Below are 21,491 nucleotides of genomic sequence, written 5' to 3' on the forward strand. Positions count from 1 at the left end.
CCATTGCGTGCCAATGTAACGGAAGCCGATGCACGAAGCATGCCAAACCAAACGGATCGCGGAGGATATGGCTAAGAAAGACGGGGCCATCGAGGTCGAAGGACGAGTAGTCGAGCCGCTGCCCAATGCAATGTTCCGCATTGAGCTCGAGAATGGCCACAAGGTCCTCGCCCACATCAGCGGAAAGATGCGTCAGCACTACATTCGCATCCTCCCGGAAGATCGCGTTGTCGTAGAGCTTTCGCCCTACGATTTGTCGCGCGGACGCATCGTTTACCGCTACAAGTAACGAACTTCCCGGACCTGACCTGGGTCAGGGAGAAGTACGTCTGCCGTGGTTCGCTGTGGCAGGCTGCGACAAAACAGGAGATCAGAAGACGTGAAGGTTCATCCGAGCGTCAAGAAGATCTGCGAAAAGTGCAAGGTGATCCGTCGTAACGGTCGGGTCATGGTGATCTGCGAGAACCTGCGTCACAAGCAGCGTCAGGGCTAGATCGAACTTTTCGAAGATCTGCTTGGCAACAAGCAAAGAAGACCTCCCAGTACCAGCCATTGTTGACGAGACCCCACGCGATCGTTCACCGATCGACAAGGTCGGACAATGGTTCACCCCCGGCACGGAGGCCGGGGCCCCACTGAGTTAGTTGATGAGATCACCTACGCCCTACGGCGGCGGTACTCGACAAGAGGCACAGGGGATGGGCCGGGAGCAGACCTCCGCACACCGATAGGAAATGCCAACATGGCACGTCTCTCTGGTGTTGATCTTCCTCGCGAAAAGCGTATGGAGATCGCACTGACATACATCTACGGCATCGGCCGTACCCGCTCCAAGGAAATCCTTGATGCCACCGGCGTCAACCCGGATCTCCGGAGCAAGGACCTCTCGGACGAGGACCTGGCAAAGCTCCGCGAGTACATCGAGGAGTCGCTCAAGGTTGAGGGTGACCTTCGCCGCGAGGTTCAGGCCGACATCCGTCGCAAGATCGAGATCGGCTGCTACCAGGGCCTGCGCCACCGTCGTGGTCTGCCCGTGCGTGGTCAGCGCACCAAGACCAACGCCCGTACCCGTAAGGGTCCGAAGCGCACCATTGCCGGCAAGAAGAAGGCGAAGTAATGCCCCCGAAGTCACGTAGCACCGGTCCGAAGAAGACCCAGAAGGCGCGTCGCAGGGATAAGAAGAACATCCCGCACGGCGCTGCTCACATCAAGAGCACCTTCAACAACACCATCGTGTCCATCACGGACCCCGCCGGAAATGTCATTTCCTGGGCGTCCTCGGGACACGTCGGCTTCAAGGGTTCGCGTAAGTCGACTCCCTTCGCCGCTCAGCTCGCTGCTGAGAGCGCTGCCCGCAAGGCGCAGGAGCACGGTGTCAAGAAGGTTGACGTCTTCGTCAAGGGACCGGGTTCGGGTCGCGAGACCGCGATTCGTTCACTCCAGGCCGCAGGCCTCGAGGTCGGCACCATTTCCGATGTAACTCCCCAGCCGCACAACGGCTGCCGTCCGCCCAAGCGGCGTCGGGTATAAGCGGGAAGGAATAGGTAGAAAATCATGGCACGTTATACCGGACCCATCACCCGCAAGTCGCGTCGTCTGCGCGTCGACCTCGTTGGAGGCGACCAGGCATTCGAGCGTCGCCCGTACCCGCCCGGACAGCACGGCCGCGCGCGTATCAAGGAGAGCGAATACCTGCTCCAGCTGCAGGAGAAGCAGAAGGCTCGCTTCACCTACGGCGTCATGGAGAAGCAGTTCCGTCTGTACTACAAGGAGGCGAACAACCGCCCCGGTAAGACCGGCGAGAACCTGCTTCGCATCCTCGAGTCGCGTCTCGACAACGTCGTGTACCGCGCAGGCCTCGCTCGCACGCGCCGTCAGGCACGTCAGCTGGTCACGCACGGTCACCTTCTCGTGAACAACAAGAAGGTCGACATTCCTAGCTACCGCGTTTCGCAGTACGACATCATCGATGTCAAGGAAAAGTCGCTCACCACGCTACCGTTCCAGGTTGCACGTGAGACCGTCGGCGATCGCCCCGTTCCCGCTTGGTTGCAGGTTGTCGGCTCGCGTCTGCGGATCCTGGTTCACCAGCTTCCCGAGCGCGCGCAGATCGATATTGCTCTGCAGGAACAGCTCATCGTCGAGTACTACTCGAAGTAAGGCGCTTCGCACCTGTGCGCCTTTTCGGTAGTTCCGACTACCAAAAAGGCGCACGGGGCCGCAGGCCCTTTCTGCCCCATCGTGGGCGTCAAATAGTGGACGCCCGTACAGGAGGAAATACCAATGCTCATTTCTCAGCGACCCACGCTGACCGAAGAGGTCATCGCTGATAACCGCTCGAAGTTCGTCATCGAGCCCCTGGAGCCAGGTTTCGGGTACACGCTCGGCAATTCGCTGCGCCGCACGCTGCTCTCGTCGATCCCCGGCGCTGCTGTCACCAGCATCCGTATCGACGGAGTTCTCCACGAGTTCACCACGGTCCCCGGAGTCAAGGAAGATGTCACTGACATCATCCTGAACCTCAAGGGCCTCGTCGTGAGCTCCGAAGAGGACGAGCCGGTCACCATGTACGTCCGCAAGCAGGGCCCCGGCGCTGTTACTGCAGGCGACATCGTGCCCCCGGCCGGCGTCATCGTGAACAACCCTGATCTGCACATCGCCACCCTGAACGACAAGGGAAAGCTGGAGATCGAGCTCGTAGTCGAGCGCGGTCGCGGCTATGTCCCCGCCGTCCAGAACAAGGCGTCCGGCGCAGAGATCGGCCGCATCCCGGTCGACTCGATTTACTCGCCGGTGCTCAAGGTCACCTACAAGGTGGAGGCCACTCGCGTCGAACAGCGCACCGACTTCGATCGGCTCGTTCTCGATGTGGAAACGAAGAATTCCATCACTGCACGGGATGCGCTCGCGTCTGCGGGCAAGACCCTGGTGGAGCTCTTCGGCCTGGCCCGTGAGCTGAACGTCGAAGCAGAAGGCATTGAGATCGGACCCTCGCCTGCCGAGGCCGATCACATCGCTTCCTTCGGACTCCCCATCGAGGATCTGGACCTCACAGTCCGTTCCTACAACTGCCTCAAGCGCGAAGGTGTTCACACCGTCGGAGAGCTTGTGGGCCGTACCGAGTCCGATCTGCTCGACATCCGCAACTTCGGACAGAAGTCCATCGACGAGGTCAAGGTCAAGCTGCATTCGCTCGGCCTGTCCCTCAAGGACAGCCCCGCATCCTTCGATCCCACGACCGTTGCCGGCTACGACGCCGCCACCGGAACGTGGAGTGACACCGATGCCGGTTCCTTCGGCGATGCCGAGGGTACCGAGGACTACGCCGAGACCGAACAGCTGTAGCAGCTCAGGTCCTTTACTAGGAGATCATCATGCCCAAGCCCAAGAAGGGTTCCCGCTTCGGCGGGTCGGCTTCGCACCAGAAGGCGATTTTCGCCAATCTGGCTACCGCGCTCTTCGAGCACGGTCGCATCACCACCACCGAGTCGAAGGCCAAGGCACTGCGCCCGTACGCCGAGAAGCTCGTCACGCACGCCAAGGCCGGTACGCTGGCTCACCGTCGTGAGGTGCTGAAGGTCATCCGTAACAAGGATGTCGTTCACACCCTGTTCGCCGAGATCGGCCCGTTCTACGCGGATCGTCCCGGTGGATACACCCGCATCACCAAGACGGTCCCCCGCAAGGGTGATAACGCTCCGATGGCAATCATCGAGCTCGTCAAGGAGAAGACCGTCACTTCCGAGGCTGACCGCGCACGTCGCGTCCAGGCTTCGCAGGACGCTCCCGCCGCAGAGAACGTTGTCGAGGCCGTCACGGCCGAGGCAACCGAAGCTGAGGTCGAGAACGCTGACGCAGTTATCGAAGGTATCGAGGACGAGACCGCAACTGCGGCCGACGCCCCCGAGGCCAAGAAGGACTAGTTCCCTTGGTTTCAGCACACGCTGAATCGAACGAGCCCGCCGCCCCCCTCGGGGACGGCGGGCTCGTTCGATTGCGCCTTGACATCTCCTACGACGGAACCGATTTTTCCGGCTGGGCCAGACAGACCGATCTACGCACAGTGTGCGGCGAGATCGAGGACAAGCTTGGAACTGTTCTGCGGCTTCCAATTCAGTTGACCGTCGCGGGCCGGACCGACGCCGGAGTACACGCGAGCGGCCAAGTTGCGCACGTCGACGTACCGGCAGATCTGTTGCCCGAGGACCCGTCCCGGTTGGTCCGTCGCCTGGCTCGATTCCTTCCGAAGGACGTTCGGGTCAAAGAGATTACTGTTGTTCCCGCCGATTTCGACGCTCGATTCTCCGCGATGCGACGCTATTACGAGTACCGGGTGTCCAACGCTGCGTTCGGAGTGGAACCACTTCGATCCCGCGATATCGTTTCCTACCCGAAGCAGTTGGATCTCGCTGCTATGCAGGAAGCATCGCAGCGACTCCTGGGACTCCACAATTTTGCCGCGTTCTGTAAGCGTCGCGAAGGCGCGACCACGGTACGCGAGCTTCAGCGTTTCGACTGGGCACAGGACGGCACCGTGTTCACGGCATACGTGAACGCAGATGCGTTCTGCTGGTCGATGGTTCGCAGCCTGGTCGGTGCGGTCCTGTCAGTCGGCGAAGGGCGTCGAACCTCTGATTGGTTGGCCGGACTGCTCGACGAAACCTCGCGGTCGAGTTCGATTCTCGTAGCGCCGGCTCATGGTTTGTCCTTGGTGCGGGTCGACTATCCCGACTACTCGGAATTGGCTGCCCGCAATGCGATTACGCGCGAGACGCGTGAGCTGCCCTCGGCTGGCGGTTGCTGCGGCGACTGAATCCTGATGTACGACGCCCGATCGCGGAGCGATAGCTCACGACAATGCCCTCCCACATCTCTGTGAAGTGGGAGGGCATCGTCGTATCCAGGCCTATCCGGCGAGTTGGCGCGCAATCACCAGTCGCTGAATCTGATTGGTGCCCTCGAAGATCTGCGTGATCTTGGCTTCACGCATGTAGCGTTCAACCGGGAAGTCCTGGGTGTACCCGTACCCGCCGAATACCTGAACCGCGTCGGTCGTGACCTTCATTGCGGCATCGGTGGCAATGAGTTTGGCGATGCTGGCGTTGCGGGAGTACGGAACTCCGGCGTCGCGGCGGCGTGCGGCGTCGAGATAGGTTGCGCGGGCCGAGTCGACGGCGGCAGCCATATCGGCAAGGACAAATCCGAGACCTTGATGATCGATGATTCGCTTGCCGAAAGCCTTGCGCTCCTTGGCATAGGCGACGGCATCGTCGAGTGCGCCCTGAGCGATGCCGACAGCGACGGCAGCGATTCCCAACCGGCCGGAATCGAGGGCACTGAACGCTATGGGGAGGCCTTGGCCGCGTTGTCCGATGAGGCGCTCGTCCGGGATGAAAGCGTCGTCGTAGTGCGCGGAGGCGGTCGGGACGGCGCGCAGCCCCATCTTTTCTTCAGGTTTTCCGAAGCTGAGTCCTTGGGTGTCCTTGTCGACAAGCAGGCAAGAGATGCCGCGTGATCCGTCGTCGCTGGTTCGAGCGAACAGGTTGTAGAAGTTGGCCTTCCCGCCGTTGGTGATCCAGGCTTTACTGCCGTTGACGAGGTAGCCGCCGTCGACGGGCGCTGCCTTGCACGACAGTGCTGCGGCGTCGGACCCCGCCTGAGCCTCGGAGAGGCTGTATGCGCCGATCGTGTTTCCGCCCAACATGTCCGGCAGCCATCGGTTCTTCTGTTCCTCGGTTCCGAAGGTGAACAGAGGGAAGCAGGAGAGGCTGTGCACGCTGACTGCGACAGCAACTGCCGCCCAACGTGAGGCGATCTCTTCGAGAACTTGAAGATAAACCTCGTAGGGTTGATCGCCGCCGCCGAATTCTTCGGGGTAGGGCAGGCTCAGGAGTCCGGCTTGTCCGAGGGCGGGAAAGACCCCCTCCGGGTATTTTTCGGCCTTCTCGTACTCATTGACCTTGGGTGCAAGAACCTTATCGGCGACATCTCGGGTCAGTTCGATGAGATCGCGTGCTTCTTGGCTGGGCATCAGACGTTCGACCGGCACTGTCGACTCCTGTTTCTGTAGTAGTACTGGAGACGATACTGCAGTACTCTTTTGAGTATGGCAAGGGTGACGGCACGCAGGGCGCAACTATTCGATCAGTTGGTGGCGCTCTTTCTGGACGAAGGATTTGCGCACCTGACGCTCGATGAGATCGCATCGCGTCTCCGCTGCTCTAAGAGCACGCTGTACACGGTTGCGGCAGGCAAGGACGACCTGGTCCGCGTAGTCACTGTTCATTTCTTTCGCGCTGCGACCGATGCAGTCGAAGAGGCAGTCGCGGCCCAGTCGGATCCACTAGCGCAGGTGACCGCGTACCTCGAGGCCGTGGGCGACCAGCTTTCCCGGGCCTCTCATCAGTACATGGAGGATCTGGCCGGGTCCTCGCCGGGGCGGCGGGTGTACGAGAAGAACACGTCGATTGCCGCGGATCGGGTTCGTGAATTGATTGTTCGAGGGGTTGCAGACGGGGCATTTCGCAAGGTGCATGCATCGTTTGTCGCCGATGCCGCCGCGACGACGATGGTTCGGATTCAGCAGCGTGAGGTGTATCTGGCAACGGGCCTCGACGATGCGCAGGCATATCGGGAACTCGCGGCACTCATCACAACCGGGATCTCCGCAACAGTGCACCGTTAGCATCAACGGCATGACCGATCTGAACGTCGAGGTAATTGTCGGTTCGGTTCGCGTGGGTCGTATCGCTCCCGCAGTGACCGAATGGTTTGCCGAGCAAGCGCGAGCAGTGCCGGGTTGGAAGGTCTCGGTCATCGATCTTGCAGACCTGTCCCTTCCATCTGATTTTTCGCAGTCAACGGCGACGGAGATGTTGCGTCGCCGCATCGGTGGCGCGGACGCCGTCGTTGCTGTCACTTCCGAGTACAACCACGGATACCCTGCCGCTCTGAAGACAGCACTCGATTCGGTCAAGCATGAGTGGCGTGCGAAACCGATCGGATTCGTTTCTTACGGCGGACAGTCGGGAGGGCTCCGCGCAACAGAACAATTGCGACAGGTAGTTGCGGAGCTGCACATGGTTTCCGTGCGACAAAGTGTGAGTATTCACCAGGTGCGCAAGCAGTTTCGTGACGGAGTCTGGAATGTGGATGCTGTCGCGGTAGATGCGGCTGGCCGGATGATCGATCAATTGGATTGGTGGGGAAGGGGATTGCGAGATCGGCGCGCAGTCGAACCTTATCCCTGCTGATTCGTGGATGGAGACGCTCGGTAGTCTTCGCCCGATCTGGGACGGCCGATGAACGCCGTTTCGGCTGCAATCGTGACAAGCGTGAGCGCGACGCGCGTCTTGTTCGCGCGAACGATAATTTTGTCGCCCAACGCATCTGGCTGGATGATGGTGAGATCAGGTTCGAGATCCGGCCATTGGCGAGGGTCGCTGTAGACGTAGATCGCCGTGACGCCCGCACGTGGTGGCAGTGCTTGAACGCCGTCGAAGACAACTGCATTGAAGTTTCCTTCCATACCGTGTCTGTGCCCCTGCCCGTGTTCCTGCCCCGACACGCGTAGACGATCAGGAACTCCCATCGAGTCGACCAGAGATGCCCAGGTCTCGGGGCGGTCGGTGTGGATCAGGACGCGCGTTCCCGTTGCGATCGCGCGAAAGATCAGTTGTTGTGCCACATAGAGTTCCCCGGCCACGAAGACTCTGGTTACTCCGGTGCCGACCACCAGGGCTGCAACGCCCTGACCTCTCTTATCCGAGCCGAGGAGTTGTCCGCAACCTGCGATGGGGAGTGCCAGTGACGCCAACACGGACGCATCCATTGTGCGGGCGGGGGAGATGGTGTCGAGTGCGGCGATGACGGTCGGCAGGTTGGTGATCAGTGCATCCCGCTGGCGACCGCGCATCGAGATCAGTCCGGCGACCGGAGCTGCCTCCGGCGGATTTCTGGTTGTGAAACGGCACGTTGCGCTGACCGTGGTCAGCCCGGGTTCCGGTCTCGGGCGTAGTCGAACAGTCACCGACGTACCCAGGGTCGGTATTGCCCACACTTGCGCGAGAGTTTCGGTGGTAATCGATTTGGGTTCGATGCCGTATCCGAAGTTCGAGACTCCGGGAAGCGCTGTCGATCGCCAGTTTTGGGCTACTTCGCCGATCTCGATGCCACGACTGACCTGAGCCGTGGCCGAGGAAACTTCAGGGGCGGTCAAAATGCGGGCGCGGGCGCCGGTAGCTTCGAGTGCTCGAACGACCCGGCTCGTCGCGACGGAGATGCTCCGCGCCGCGCCTTGTTCTCCGCCGCCCCGGCGCTCGACGGCGTCTGCGCCCTCGACGCCGTCGAAGCGTAGTGCGAGCCAGACTGTTCTGGTTGCGGTTGCAGGTAGGGGTCCGATCAAACGGTCATATACCTCGGTCGCCGGAGTGCCGGCGGCCACGCGATTTCCATGACTGACAATGTCGATACCGGTGAGCGAAATGTCGTGCTGGTGGAGACAATCGGCGAGCGCCGATGTCGGGAGCACATGGGAGGCGTGGAACGACAATCGTCCGATTCGCGTCAAATAGTCTTGCGGCGGAGTGATTTCGACGACTGTGACCAATGACGAGCCGTCGACGCGGAGTCCGATGGATTGTTCACTCGGAGTCTGGAAACTCACGATTGTTCCGTCTGAGGTCGAACGGCCGCGCAGATACCGAACGCACGTTCTCGCCCAGGTGATGATCGACCATCCGCCGACATGCAGGAGTAGCGCAGCGGCTACGCCGCAAGCGATTCCGAGCACCCACCAATGGTTGAGCCCTGCAAACGCGGCGACGCACGCTGCGCCGACACCACAGGCCTGCGCGACCACCACCTCGTGCGTCGAGACCCTGTGCGACGACGGCCATTTTTTCAGGCGCGATCGATCCACGGTTTCACCCCCGAATACCTGACCTTGTCGTGGACCGGACGTGGACCACAGTTTCAACCCCGGAGGAACTGTACTGTGTCATCTCAGGGGACGTACGGCACGGGGGGAAACATGGCTGCGACACCGACCACGAAGTGGCAGGTCAACGGATACCGATTTTTGGTCCGACGCATGGAACACGCTTTGGTGCGCCGAGATGTGCGGATGCTGCACGATCCGATGCGATCACAGTCGCGCGCAATGATTGTCGGTATTGTGTTGGCTTCTCTCGGGCTCGCAGGTTGTGGGGTGCTTGCACTTTTCCGGCCGCAAGACAAGATCGCGGACGCAAACATCGTCGTCGGAAAGGATTCCGGTGCAATGTTTGTCGCGATGGAAGGGACATTTCACCCGGTACTCAACCTGGCATCGGCGAGGTTGATCATCGGATCGCCGGACAAGCCTGCGCTGGTGAAGGATTCGGAGATCAGCGGGAAGCCGCGAGGAGCGCTTGTCGGCATCCCCGGAGGGCCGTCCGCGCTACCGGAAGCGGCCGATCCGACACATGCGCAATGGACAGTGTGTGACACGGTCGGAGCAGACGGAAAACGGTCTCTGTCGACGACGGTACTGGTCGGGGAGCCGAAACTTGGAGGCGATGCGTCGTACCTGACCGACGACCGGGCCTTGCTGGTTCGCTCGGGCACCGATCATTTCCTGGTGTACGACGGAAAACGAGCAGCGATCGATGTCGGTGATCCGGCGATCACCCGAGCGCTCGGGCTGGAAGATGTGGAACCCCGGCCCATCAGTGCCGGAATGCTCAATGCAATTCCCGAAGTTCCGAGAATCGCGGCTCCATCGATTCCCGGTGTGGGGACAGTTCCGGGATACCCGTTGCAGGGCAAGACCGTCGGATCTGTCGTTCAGGTGCCGACGGGTTCGGAGACCATGTACTACGTAGTTCTGGAGAACGGAATCCAGAGAGTAAGTTCGGCAGTGGCACAACTGATCTACTTCGCCGATTCACAGGGAGATTCGGGAATTACCTCCCTGACGCCCGACGCGATCAACCGTATTCCCTCGGTGAACCAGCTAGCTCTGACAGCGTTCCTCGTGGTCGTGCCCTCCGTGGTGACAGAGCGGGATGCGCCGGTGAGTTGTCTTGCCTGGAAGCCGGACCGGGCTTCGGTTGCAGCCGAACGTAGTTCCGCAACGGTGAGTGTGATTGTCGGCCGCGACCTTCCGATTTCATCCGATGCCAGGGTTGTCGCTCTGGCGCAGGCAGACGGGCCGGGGAATCGGCTGGATTTCGCGTATATCGCGCCAGGTGCTGGGGGATTTGTGCAGGCAACCGGTATCGATACCGACAGCGTGAGACGTGGAGGAGTCTTCTACATTTCCGACACTGGTGTGAAGTTCGGTGTACCGGATGAAGATTCGGCCAAGGCTCTCGGTCTCGCGCGGACTCCGGACCGTGCTCCTTGGCAAATGCTTGAGATGCTCGCCTCAGGGCCGGCGCTGGACAAGGCGAATGCCCTTGTCGCGCACGACGGAATGACACCGGACCCGTATCCCGCAGCGCCGGCTAACTGAAGATAACTGTCCAAAGCGGACGGGTCCGTGTCAGCTATTTGTGCGTTCGGAATACTTTCGTCGTATCGGAAATGACGCAAGTAGAGCCAGTATGCCCAAGATCCCGACGCAGGTAACGCCGAGAAGTGCCGCGTCACGTGCCCGATTATCTGCTGGCGGAAGTATCGGAAGTGGAGCAATTGCCGTCGAATAGGCTGGTAGCGGATAGTTTTCGCTGTCAGTGGGGATGGCGGTGACAGCGGCAAGCGGATCGATTACCCCGTGCCCGACGTAGGGATTCCAGCCCTCGGCAGGGGCATGAGCGGTGGACTCTATGCGGTGAACTACTTGCGTTGCCGTGAGCGCGGGATATCGAGATCGAACGAGCGCAACTGTTGCCGCTACGTACGGCGCCGCAAAACTGGTTCCGTTGATCGCTTGAAAGGCGCCGTCGGGGCCGAACGTTCCGTTGGTCAGGCCGGATTCGGACGGGTGTAACGAGACGATCCCGGTACCGGGCGCTGCCACGTCCACCCAGGGCCCACCGAGACTGAAGGGGCTTGCTGCACCGTTGGGATCGACAGATCCGACAGTGAGGACATAGTCGTCGTACCATGCTGGGCTGGCGATAGTACTGATCGAATTCCAAGGATCTGCATCAGGTTTCAGTGGATTTGGCGGTGGATTCTGCGTCTTGCAGCCACCTGATCCGACATTTCCGGCAGCTGCGACGATGACGACGTCCTTGTCGACCGCGGCATATTGGATTGCTGCGCCGAGTCGTTGATCGTTGATGCCGTCGGACGCGGACTTGCAGGCAACTTCCGAAATATTGATGACGGTGGCGCCCAGGTCAGCAGCACGTCGGACAGCCATGGCCATGGTGTCGACGTTTCCATAGCCGGACGAGTTTTCGGCGACAGTCGGATCGTCTTGTCTCCCTGCGACGGAGTAGGCGGAACTGGACTGTCGGATAGAGATGACAACCGCACCCGGCGCTGCGCCGGAGAATCCTGATCCGTTCTGCGGCTGCGCGCCGATCAGTCCGGCGACGACAGTCCCGTGGGCGTCGCAGTCTTCGGTTCCGTCCGATGGTCCGACGTAGTCGCCACCGGCCTCCACATTGGGGAGTCTGGGATGAGGGTTCACCCCGGTATCGATGACGGCAATTCGCTGACCGATGCCCGTGGTGAGAGGCCAGACAGCATCGAACGCCAGGTCGCGCTGGGCGAGTGGAATATCGGGACCTTCTCCGCCAGGTGCCGCGGGAATGCACAGCGTGCGCTGCTCTGTCGCTTGTGGAGGCGCGGGGGCGGCGTCTTCCGGAAGCATCGACGGCTCGATGGGCAACGGAATCGTGCCGGAAGCTACGCCCTGACCTCCGAGGAGTGCCATGGCTGCACCGGCGGCAAGTATCGAGGTAGCGCGAATCCGTCGGTTCATCCGAGTGCGTCCGCTGCTCAGAGTCCGCGCATGACGGAGAACACGTCGGTCACCCAGCAGATCAGGGGCACGATCAAAGCGATCGCGGCTAGGTCGACAAGCTCCGCAGCTCGTCGCATGACCGGGCTGAAGACCCGACGCGGGGCGATGATGCCCACAACGAGCGCCACGACGAGAAAAATCATAGAGAGTGCAAAAATGACGAGGCTGTCGTCGCGACGAGCCCACATCAGCGAGCTGAGAACGACAAGGACGATGGAGGCGCTGGATGCGATGAGGGGAACTGCCTGATTGCTACCGGCGAAGGTGCGGCCGCGGAGCATCAGAACGCCGGCGGTTACGCCGGCAAGCGCGGTACCGGACCAGACGATTCCGCCGTTGGAATCGACCGCTGCGACACTGACTGCCCCGATCAACGTCACAAGGGATGTCGCCACTACCAGGCCGGTCAGGTAGCTGCGGGCGCGTCCGGTTCGTTCGGTAAGTTCCTGAAAATCCGGCAGTTCGGGTTCGGTTGTCAGATCCCGCGCTTCATCGAGCGGATTCCCGGGAACGGGAACTGGCGGCAATGGAAGTTTGGCGAACAGCATGGAAACGCGTGCCGTGTTCGCCAGAACGATCAGTGAAACTGCGATGCTCACGGCACTGAGCGTTTCGAGCGGAACGTCGGGAAGCGTAGTTGCGACGCCTGCTGCGATAGCTGCGGCGATCGAGATGCCGAAAAGTGCTGTGAATGCAGCTATTCCGACACCACACAAGCGAAGGCACAGTAGTGTCACCGACGCGACGAGCATCGACCCCAGAAGGATATGCGGAGCGTGTATTGAGCCAGGAACGAAGAGGATTCCGGCGGTGAACGCGGGCGGCACCGAGGCGCATCCGAGGACGATTGCGCTTCTGCCGTCGTGGTAGACGCGGGCTGTCACGATCGCCGCGATAGTCAACAGTGTCGCAGCTGTCAAAGCGCAAGCGGCGCCTGTTAATCCGGTTGATCCCAGAGCCAGAGCGGAAGTGCCGACGAGCGTAGCGGCGATGGCGACCACCGAACCGGTGGTGCGTGCGGTGTCCGGTGTCCAGCGACGGTACGTCTGCGCGTCGGTAGCCGCGACGGTGTACATGATGTCGTCGAACAGTGGTGGTGGAGCGGCGGTGTCCGCGGTTTCGAGGATGAGCAACTCGCCGTCGCGGATTCCGTGCTCGTGCAGAGAGAGTGTGGGCGAGAGGGGTTCGCGACCGACCTTGGCCAGGGACCAATCGCTTGGTTCGAATTGTTCGGCGGTGGTGTCGAAATCGTTGGAGCCGCTGTGGTTGCGAATTGTGTCGACAATGCCGGGAATGACCAATGTGAGTGGAATGCGTAGTGGCACTGCGAGATCCACCTGCGTATGTGCCGACAGTATGGTCAGGCGACACAGTTCGGCCGCCGGCGCGGTTCGGCGATCACGCGTCATAGATCCTGCGTCGGTTGTGGACATGCTCACGATCAACCCCTCCCAAGTGACACCTCATTCGCGAATCCCCATTCGCGTCAACCCTGTTCATCGGAACCTTACGACATCGGGCTGACAAATGCTGCTGCCGCGGACGCAATCGAACGGTTGCCGAGACTGACTGTGTCGGCGGGATGAGCTAATGTCTGTCGTTGCGTGATCTTTGCCCTGGGGGACAGTTCGGCAAATGATGGACGTGTCGATCATAGGGTTGCGCGCCAATATCACTGTTGGGGGTGGGTGGATTGAGCACCGTCAGATTTCCGCGTCGACCTCGACGTGAAGCGCCGCGGGCGCCGGGGGGTGAGGTGACGCTGCAGGCACCACCCGAGATTCCGCGTGCCACGCCGGGGAATCTGCTGACCAAGTTATTACCGGTGGTCATGGTGGTAGCCATGATCGGAATGGTCGCATTGATGTTCACGTCTGGGATGGCACGAAATCCGATGTCGCTGTTGTTTCCGGTGATGATGATGGTGTCGATGCTCGGAATGTTGGCCGGTGGGGGACGCAGTGGTGGTGCGCGCGCATCCGAGGTCAACGAGGACCGCAAGGACTACCTACGGTATCTCGATCAGTTACGTCGCGACGTCGATGACACTGGCCAAGCGCAGCGCCGTGCTCTGGAGTGGAGCAATCCGGAACCGTCGTTGCTGTGGACCTTGGTGGGAACGTCGCGAATGTGGGAACGTCAAGCCGTAGACGCAGATTACTGTCACGTTCGGGTCGGCCTCGGGAGTCAACGGTTGGCGACTCGGTTGATTCCGCCGGAAACCGGTCCGGTGGAGGATCTCGAACCCGTTGCATCCGTATCGCTTCGGAGATTTGTCCGTTCTCATTCTGTTGTCGAGGACCTTCCGACGGCTGTGTCACTGAGGGGCTTTCCCTCGGTATCTGTTGCGGGTCATCGTGAATCCGCTCGGGCGCTGGTCCGGGCGATGGTGATGCAGCTGTGTACTTTTCACGGTCCGGACGTCCTCCAAGTTGCGGTGATCTGCGGGCCGGACACTGCATCGGAATGGGAATGGGTCAAATGGCTGCCGCACACGCAGCATCCAGATGCGTCCGACGGCGCCGGTGCTGCGCGGATGGTATACGGCTCGTACTTCGAGTTGGAAGGATCGCTGGGGGACCAACTGGCGATGAGGGGCAGGTTCGCGCGGAATGCGCCTGCGGCAGCGGGTGTGCCCCATGTGATCGTTGTTGTGGACGGAGGACTGCTGGAAGGTGATTCGGGGCTTTTGACCGCAACCGGATTGGATTCGGTGACGATAGTCGACCTGTGCGGTTTCTGCCCGGCACTATCTGCCAGTCGAGGTCTCAGGTTGGTGGTGAGCGCCGATCAGGTGGGTGCGGTCAGTAGCGTCGGCGTGGAGAAGTTTGCGAGTCCGGATGCTTGCACGACAACTACTGCTCAGTCATTCGGAAGGAGGATGGCGCCGTACCGTGCGTCTACTCAGAACGCAGTCGACTCAGGTGACGACGATGCAACGGCGCGTTCGTGGAGTCAGATGTTGGGAATCGGAAACGCGGCGCGGTTCAACCCGGATCATGCGTGGCTGCCGCGCCAAGGGCGCGATCGATTGAGAGTGCCGATCGGTGTCGGAGCCGACGGGCAGCCGGTCGAACTGGACCTCAAGGAATCTGCCGAGAATGGAATGGGTCCCCATGGCTTATGCATCGGTGCAACGGGTTCCGGCAAATCGGAGTTTCTTCGGACGCTCGTTCTCGGTTTGATCGCGACGCACTCACCGACTGCCTTGAATCTGGTACTTGTCGATTTCAAAGGCGGTGCCACGTTTCTCGGTCTCGAGGATTCGCCCCATGTTGCTGCAGTGATCACGAACCTTGCCGAGGAACTCGCGATGGTGGATCGCATGAAGGATGCGCTTGCGGGAGAAATGAATCGGCGTCAAGAACTTCTCCGATCAGCCGGAAACTTCGCAAATGTCTCGGATTACGAGAAGGCACGGGTTGCGGGGGCTGCTCTCGACCCACTGCCGGCATTGTTTGTGGTGGTGGACGAATTCTCCGAACTGCTCAGTCAACAACCGGAGTTTGCCGACCTGTTCGTGGCGATCGGTCGACTGGGACGATCGCTGCACATCCACCTTCTGCTGGCGAGTCAACGCTTGGATGAAGGAAAACTACGCGGCCTCGACAGTCATCTCTCGTATCGTATTGGCTTGAAGACGTTCTCCGCCAACGAGTCCCGGACTGTTTTAGGAGTTCCAGACGCGTATTACCTGCCCGGAACTCCCGGCGCGGGATATTTGAAGGCGGATTCTGCAGAAATCGTGCGGTTTCAAGGCGCATACGTGTCCGGGCCTTACGAAGGTGCTCGAATCGCTCCGGCGCGACTCGCGACGGAACAGTCTATTGCGCTCGCTCCGGTACTCTTCACTGCTGCGACAGTCCGGGGTGATCAACGCGGCGATGCCGTGGTGGAACCGGACTTCGTGGATATGGGTGAGGCAGGAGACGAATCGCGAACTCTCATGGGAGTTCTCGTGGACCGAATCAGAGGGCACGGTCCACGCGCCCATGAAGTGTGGCTTCCGCCGCTCGATGCATCACCGACACTCGACCAGTTGTTGCCGCGCGCTGCCGCGGGTGATTCGAATGTTCTTCGCGGCAACCTGACCGCGCCCTTCGGGATTGTGGACAGACCGTTCGATCAGCGGCGCGAACTGCTGGTAGCCGACCTCAACGGATCGACTGGCAACCTCGCGATCGTCGGCGGCCCGCAGTCGGGAAAATCGACCGCCCTGCGCACGCTGATCATGTCGTTCGCGCTGACACATACAGCCGAGCAGGTTCAGTTCTACTGCCTTGATTTCGGTGGTGGCACTCTGCTGGGGTTGCGCGATCTCCCTCACGTCGGTTCGGTGGCAAATAGATTGGACGGAGACCGAGTTCGGCGAACCGTCGCCGAAGTTGCCGGGGTAGTCCAGCAGCGTGAGCGATTGTTCCGTGACCACGGAATCGATTCGATGGTCGAGTTTCGTCGGCTACGAAGCAGCGATCCCACTAGTGAGAACGTCGCGGCCGGCTTCGCTCACGATCAATTCGGTGACGTGTTTCTGGTGATCGACGGTTGGCCGAGCGTTCGTTCGGACTTCGAACCGCTGGAGGCGTCGATCAATACGCTTGCCGCCCAGGGTTTGTCCTTCGGTGTTCACGTAATCGTCACCGCGTCGAGGTGGGCCGACATCAGGCCGGCATTGAAGGATCAGTTGGGAACTCGCATCGAACTGCGACTGGGAGACCCGGGTGATTCCGATGCCGGACGGCAGAAGGCCGGCATGGTTCCCGAGAGTCACGCGGGGCGAGGCATCACCCGCGAGGGTTTGCACCTCCTGACGGGGCTGCCTCGGATGGATGGAATCGCGAGCAGCGTGGAGTTGAGCGCAGCGGTGTCGGCGACCGTTGCGCGGATCACGGCGATGTCGACCGGACGCTCTGCGCCGGCTCTCCGTATGCTTCCCGATTCTTACACTCGGACAGAGCTTTTGACCATCGTCGGCGAAAGCTGGCCGAGTGCGACCGCGGCCGACGGTAGGTGCCTACGTATACCGATCGGACTCGGCGAAACCGATCTCGCGCCGGTCTACATGGACTTTGCCGAGCATCCACATCTACTCGTGTTCGGTGACACCGCCTGCGGAAAGACGTCATTGCTCCGTGGAATCGCGGAAGGCATCATGGCGTCGAACACGCCGGCACAGGCAAAACTGATAGTCGGTGACTATCGGCATTCGATGCTCGGGGTTGTCGAAGGCAATCACCTCGGCGGATATTCGGCCTCGGCGGTGACATTCGGTGAACTGATGGTGGACCTTTCGCGCATTATTGCAACGCGGCTGCCGAGCGGGGACACGACGCAGCAACAACTGAGGGAACGTTCGTGGTGGTCAGGACCGGAGATCTACGTGATTATCGACGACTACGACTTGGTGGCGACATCGACCGGCAACCCGGTTGCAGCACTTCTCGAACACATTCCACATTCGAAAGACATTGGCTTGCACTTGGTGATCGCGCGACGTTCCGGCGGTGCGGGTCGCGCACTGTTCGAGCCGGTGATCGCTCGGATCCGCGACATGGGTACTGCGGGTGTGGTGATGAGTGGCAATCGTGACGAAGGGAACCTGGTCGGAGCAATACGCGGTTCGGCGATGCCGGAAGGCCGGGGGACCTATGTGTCGCGATCGCAGACACAACTTGTACAACTGCCCTGGATGCCACCACTGTGAGACCAGGGGCGAACGCCACTGCGGTGATACCGGGCGCGACGCTGTCGGTGTCCGTCCATATCGGGACGTCCAATGCGTGGTCGACTACAGCCCAACGTGAATTTTGTTGTCGCGCAGACATCGAAGGAGATTCTCGGGATCACTCGCGTTCCGGCGGTATCAATCCGCTCGACTACATCGATGACGACTACATCGAGTTCGGCGGACGAGTCACGTCCACCGTTCTCGAATTGGTGACGTTGATTTCTCATGCCGTTCAAGGCTGCGGCCTGTCCGACGCCGATGTGCTGTACCTGAGTTACCCGTCGGAATGGGGTCATGCCCGTAAGGGGCGACTGTTGGTGGCCGCGCGGCAAGTCGGCCACGACGTCGTTCTCGTCCCGTCTGCGATTGCTATCGCTCGTTCTATGCGTAGCGTCTGGCGATCGAGGTGCATCGTGGTCGAGATTCGCTCCGGTGATGCTGTCGTGTCGTGCTTGCGGGACTTCGACGGGGATGTGACGGTCATGAGTACGCAGCGCGGGTGTCTTGCGGAATTGCCAGACTTGTTCGCAGAATTCGACGAGTTGACCGGCCGCGACACAGTGGTAGTTGTCGGGCGACAGTCACATTCGGTTGCATCGTCCTTGGAGCGGGGTTCGAGAAGCATCCACGGTTACGCCAGCGTTCGTGTTCTCGACGAGAGCCGTATCGTCCGTTCCATCGTAGATCCACGGGTCCGCCTCGATTCGGTCACCGCTGAGAATTCGGCAGGGCGGGCGGTCGACAACTCGGCATTCGGTGATCGGTGGGTGCCGCCGTCGCACATCGTTGCGCCAACACATCCTGCGCGTCGCTCACGTCGTTGGTGGCCCGTGGTGACGGCCTGCGCGGTGGTCATCTGCGCTCTTGCAGCGGGTGTTGTGATCGCGAGCGGTCGTGGCGGCACCGAAGACGCATCCACCACAGGCGGTATCCAAGGCACCGTCGTACAGGGACTGACGGCCGACGCATCCCCAGTGGATTCGCCTGCAACCACTCCGACGTTTTCGCGCACGTCGGACTTATTGCCGACCACAACCACTGTGCCCCTGGAACTGGGGCGGGTTCGACTGGACTTGCCGACGGGATGGTCACGAGAGTCGGGCCGTTCGACAACGGGTCGGACGGACATCGTGCCGCGGTCCGGAGCGGATAGGAAAATCGTCGTCGTAGAGAAGGAACTCCGCGAAGGAGTGGAATTCGATGACGTCGAAGATGCTCTGCGCGCGCAGTTCACGAACCTCGAGGACTCGTCCCGGTTTCAGGACTTCGAGTCCGTCGTGACCGCCGAAGGACGAAAGGTCATGTTGTACATGGAGTTTCCGGACGGGTATTCAGAGGTTCGATGGAAGGTGTACGTCGAACGTGGCCTGCAGGTGAGTATCGGTTGTCAGTACCTGGTCGGAGAGTGGGACATGTTCGAGTCCGAATGCGGTCGAGTCACGGGGAGTCTGGCTTACGTGAGCTGACCGGTGCGCGTGCGGCAAAGTTTCTTTCGAAGTGCCGGAACCGACAGAGAACGGGCGGCGTCCAAGTATGTGTAGCGAACATTCGGCCTTCGTTCGTGAGCAGTTGATCGACAGATCTAGCTCGAAACGAGGCAAACCGATGTGAGCGAACGCCGCCACCAGACCGGTGTACGCCAAATGGCCGGTGCACATCGCAAGCAGTGCATGTCACAAGCAGTGCACGTCACCATCAGGGGGAAGACATGGGCTTTACCGCAACAACCGCAGAATTGATCAGTTCGGCGAATACCATCGATGGTCATTTGGGGGATATCAAAGGTTTGGTGAACGCAGTTCGTTCCGAAGCCGAGGCGTCGAGCAGTTCATGGAAGGGCAGCGCTCACACCGAGTATGCCGACATCATGGTGCGATACAACAACGCTGCAATGAAGTTGGACGCAGCGCTCACTGACATCTGCGACCAGATCAAGCAATCTGCAGGCACATTCGAGACCGCCGAAGGCGACAACGTGAATGCTCTGCGCGGTGCAACCGTCAATATGGGCTGACCGTATCGGACTGCCGCGATAGCGGTAATCGATTTCAGCACAAGAGTATTCGACCGCTTTCGCGGTCACGCAAACTGCAGTGTCATCTAACACGGTACGGCCATCGGAATGGGAGTAACTATGAGCGAGAACATGATCAGGTACGACTTCGGCGGACTCGCGATGCTGTCCGACGAAATGAAGAGGCAAGCGCAGTCGATCAACGACAAGCAGGGCGACATCAAGGTTGTCGTGGACAACTTGCAGGCCGGATGGGAAGGCGCGGGTTCGGAGGCGTGGAACGACGCTCAGCGTCGTTGGGGTCAGGCGTCCGAGGAATTGAACATCGTGCTGGCCCAGATCGCCGGAGCCACCGCAAACGGTTCGGAGTCGATGCGCAACGCTGACAGTGCTGCGGCGCGAGGCTTCGGAGGCTGACCGCAACGCTCAGGCGCTGAAAGATCTTGGGTTCCACCGTCTACCCCAACGGGCATCGGCCGTTGGGGTAGACGGCTGCCTGCGTCAACCAGTTTCTGCGCCTGCAGGATTGTGACGGGTGGTAGCACGTGCGATCCGGTGCTCTCTTTGACCTGAGGAGGGGGAGCCCGGTATCGTCTATCGGTGGCGTGCCGTAGGCCTCCGCATATTGACGTCCCGGGTGAGTGATCTCCGGGATGACGATGCGCAGGGTCCAGCGGTTCTCGGGTCTCAACTGGCCGCCGAGAATTGTCTTTGCGATACGCACATGGTCAGCAGTGGAATGAAATAAGACGAGGAAGTTCTGTGTCTACGTACACCCCGAAGGCCGGAGATGTGACCCACGCGTGGCACGTCATCGACGCCACCGACGTGGTGCTCGGCCGTCTTGCCGTTCAGGCAGCGACCCTGCTGCGCGGTAAGCACAAGCCCACCTATGCACCCCACATCGATGGTGGCGACTTCGTCGTCGTCATCAATGCCGAGAAGGTTGCCATCAGCGGCAACAAGCTCGAGGGCAAGAAGCTCTACCACCACTCCGGATTCCCGGGTGGCCTGAAGTCCCGCACCGTCGGAGAGGTCCTTGACCGTAACCCCGACCGTCTCGTGGAAAAGGCCATCGTCGGCATGCTCCCGAAGACCAAGCTGGGTCGCGCGATGAGCAGCAAGCTGAAGGTCTACGCGGGCCCGAATCACCCCCACACCGCGCAGCAGCCGGTGCCTTTCGAGATCAAGCAGGTCGCACAGTGACATCGCCGGAAGAGCAGAACGTGACCGAAGAGAACATTGAAGCAGTGGAAGAGTTCATCGCCGCTGAAGCAGTCGAGGTCGTAGAAGAGGTTGCAGCGGCACCGCTGGCACCGATCGTCTTCGATCGCCCGATCCAGACCGTTGGTCGTCGTAAGGAAGCGGTCGTTCGCGTCCGCATGGTTCCCGGCACCGGCGAGTTCAAGCTCAACGGCCGCACCATGGAAGATTACTTCCCCAACAAGGTGCACCAGCAGCTGATCAAGGCTCCGCTGGTTCTCGTCGAGCGTCCCGAGTCTTTCGACATCATTGCACTGCTCCACGGTGGCGGCCCGTCCGGTCAGGCAGGCGCATTGCGTCTGGCTATCGCGCGCGCACTCCTCGAGGTCACCCCCGATGATCGTCCGGCACTCAAGAAGGCCGGCTTCCTGACGCGCGACGCCCGTAAGGTCGAGCGTAAGAAGTACGGACTGAAGAAGGCTCGTAAGGCATCGCAGTACTCGAAGCGCTGATGCTTCGCCGAGGTTGACCGAACTGGTCCGCTTCGGCACCTGTTCACCACAAGAGCGGGCGTCCATTGTTACCGG

The 21,491-nt window shown here is 60.7% G+C and carries 21 protein-coding genes; 17 read left to right on the forward strand and 4 right to left on the reverse strand.

The window, feature by feature from the left end; genetic code table 11:
• The first annotated feature begins 67 nt into the window (after positions 1-67).
• From infA to truA, 8 genes are all read left to right on the forward strand, one after another.
• Positions 68-289 carry a translation initiation factor IF-1 gene (gene infA / locus QM600_RS22140; RefSeq protein ID WP_003418601.1) on the forward strand — a complete coding sequence of 74 codons (222 nt, stop codon included), beginning with the start codon at positions 68-70 and terminating at the stop codon, positions 287-289.
• A 90-nt stretch (positions 290-379) separates the two neighbouring features.
• Entirely contained in the window at positions 380-493 is a 114-nt protein-coding gene (gene rpmJ, locus QM600_RS22145) for a 50S ribosomal protein L36 (protein ID WP_094271923.1), read from the forward strand.
• Positions 494-742: 249 nt separating this feature from the next.
• Positions 743-1,117: a 30S ribosomal protein S13 gene (gene rpsM, locus QM600_RS22150; RefSeq protein WP_033231363.1), complete on the forward strand. Its 375-nt coding sequence runs from the start codon at positions 743-745 to the stop codon at positions 1,115-1,117.
• Complete coding sequence (gene rpsK / locus QM600_RS22155; protein ID WP_094271924.1) at positions 1,117-1,530, forward strand: 30S ribosomal protein S11; 414 nt, start codon at positions 1,117-1,119, stop codon at positions 1,528-1,530. Before rpsM ends, rpsK begins: the two co-directional genes overlap by 1 nt.
• A 24-nt stretch (positions 1,531-1,554) precedes the next feature.
• Positions 1,555-2,160 carry a 30S ribosomal protein S4 gene (gene rpsD, locus QM600_RS22160; protein ID WP_094271925.1) on the forward strand — a complete coding sequence of 202 codons (606 nt, stop codon included), beginning with the start codon at positions 1,555-1,557 and terminating at the stop codon, positions 2,158-2,160.
• Between the two features lie 123 nt (positions 2,161-2,283).
• The gene (locus QM600_RS22165; protein ID WP_094271926.1) at positions 2,284-3,345 is read left to right on the forward strand and encodes a DNA-directed RNA polymerase subunit alpha; all 1,062 of its coding nucleotides are present in this window, start codon (positions 2,284-2,286) and stop codon (positions 3,343-3,345) included.
• A gap of 29 nt (positions 3,346-3,374) precedes the next feature.
• Positions 3,375-3,923 (forward strand): 50S ribosomal protein L17, encoded by a 549-nt coding sequence (gene rplQ / locus QM600_RS22170; RefSeq protein ID WP_283263693.1) that lies wholly within the window; start codon positions 3,375-3,377, stop codon positions 3,921-3,923.
• 5 nt (positions 3,924-3,928) lie between these two features.
• Positions 3,929-4,813, forward strand: a complete 885-nt coding sequence (gene truA, locus QM600_RS22175; protein WP_283263694.1) for a tRNA pseudouridine(38-40) synthase TruA — start codon at positions 3,929-3,931, stop codon at positions 4,811-4,813.
• Positions 4,814-4,906: 93 nt separating this feature from the next.
• On the opposite strand, the gene QM600_RS22180 is transcribed toward truA, so the two are convergent.
• Positions 4,907-6,049, reverse strand: a complete 1,143-nt coding sequence (locus QM600_RS22180; protein ID WP_283263695.1) for an acyl-CoA dehydrogenase family protein — start codon at positions 6,047-6,049, stop codon at positions 4,907-4,909.
• Positions 6,050-6,106: 57 nt separating this feature from the next.
• Between QM600_RS22180 and QM600_RS22185 the strand changes: the two genes are divergently transcribed.
• The gene (locus QM600_RS22185; RefSeq protein WP_283263696.1) at positions 6,107-6,685 is read left to right on the forward strand and encodes a TetR/AcrR family transcriptional regulator; all 579 of its coding nucleotides are present in this window, start codon (positions 6,107-6,109) and stop codon (positions 6,683-6,685) included.
• 10 nt (positions 6,686-6,695) lie between these two features.
• Entirely contained in the window at positions 6,696-7,253 is a 558-nt protein-coding gene (locus QM600_RS22190; RefSeq protein WP_283263697.1) for an NADPH-dependent FMN reductase, read from the forward strand.
• On the opposite strand, the gene eccE is transcribed toward QM600_RS22190, so the two are convergent.
• On the reverse strand, positions 7,241-8,920 hold the full coding sequence (eccE, locus tag QM600_RS22195) for a type VII secretion protein EccE (protein WP_283263698.1): 1,680 nt from the start codon (positions 8,918-8,920) through the stop codon (positions 7,241-7,243). The genes QM600_RS22190 and eccE overlap by 13 nt on opposite strands.
• Before the next feature lie 111 nt (positions 8,921-9,031).
• On the opposite strand from eccE, the gene eccB reads away from it, so the two are divergent.
• Positions 9,032-10,495, forward strand: a complete 1,464-nt coding sequence (gene eccB / locus QM600_RS22200; protein WP_283263699.1) for a type VII secretion protein EccB — start codon at positions 9,032-9,034, stop codon at positions 10,493-10,495.
• Between the two features lie 30 nt (positions 10,496-10,525).
• Here eccB and mycP read toward each other — a convergent pair whose 3' ends face one another.
• Both mycP and eccD read right to left on the reverse strand, forming a co-directional pair.
• Complete coding sequence (gene mycP, locus QM600_RS22205; protein WP_283263700.1) at positions 10,526-11,917, reverse strand: type VII secretion-associated serine protease mycosin; 1,392 nt, start codon at positions 11,915-11,917, stop codon at positions 10,526-10,528.
• 17 nt (positions 11,918-11,934) lie between these two features.
• Positions 11,935-13,392 (reverse strand): type VII secretion integral membrane protein EccD, encoded by a 1,458-nt coding sequence (gene eccD / locus QM600_RS22210; protein WP_283263710.1) that lies wholly within the window; start codon positions 13,390-13,392, stop codon positions 11,935-11,937.
• Positions 13,393-13,652: 260 nt separating this feature from the next.
• Between eccD and eccCa the strand changes: the two genes are divergently transcribed.
• From eccCa to rpsI, 6 genes are all read left to right on the forward strand, one after another.
• Entirely contained in the window at positions 13,653-17,663 is a 4,011-nt protein-coding gene (gene eccCa, locus QM600_RS22215; RefSeq protein WP_283263701.1) for a type VII secretion protein EccCa, read from the forward strand.
• Positions 17,660-19,153, forward strand: coding sequence for a type VII secretion-associated protein (locus QM600_RS22220; protein WP_283263702.1), 1,494 nt, complete (start codon positions 17,660-17,662; stop codon positions 19,151-19,153). The genes eccCa and QM600_RS22220 overlap by 4 nt, the downstream gene beginning before the upstream one ends.
• Positions 19,154-19,395: 242 nt before the next feature.
• On the forward strand, positions 19,396-19,701 hold the full coding sequence (locus QM600_RS22225; RefSeq protein ID WP_283263703.1) for a WXG100 family type VII secretion target: 306 nt from the start codon (positions 19,396-19,398) through the stop codon (positions 19,699-19,701).
• Positions 19,702-19,821: 120 nt separating this feature from the next.
• Positions 19,822-20,118, forward strand: a complete 297-nt coding sequence (locus tag QM600_RS22230) for a WXG100 family type VII secretion target (protein ID WP_243620862.1) — start codon at positions 19,822-19,824, stop codon at positions 20,116-20,118.
• 345 nt (positions 20,119-20,463) lie between these two features.
• Positions 20,464-20,907, forward strand: coding sequence for a 50S ribosomal protein L13 (rplM, locus tag QM600_RS22235; RefSeq protein ID WP_243620863.1), 444 nt, complete (start codon positions 20,464-20,466; stop codon positions 20,905-20,907).
• Entirely contained in the window at positions 20,904-21,416 is a 513-nt protein-coding gene (rpsI, locus tag QM600_RS22240) for a 30S ribosomal protein S9 (protein ID WP_283263704.1), read from the forward strand. Before rplM ends, rpsI begins: the two co-directional genes overlap by 4 nt.
• The last annotated feature ends 75 nt before the right edge of the window (positions 21,417-21,491 follow it).

Source organism: Rhodococcus sp. IEGM 1379 (genome assembly GCF_030056815.1).
Classification (GTDB): domain Bacteria; phylum Actinomycetota; class Actinomycetes; order Mycobacteriales; family Mycobacteriaceae; genus Rhodococcus_F.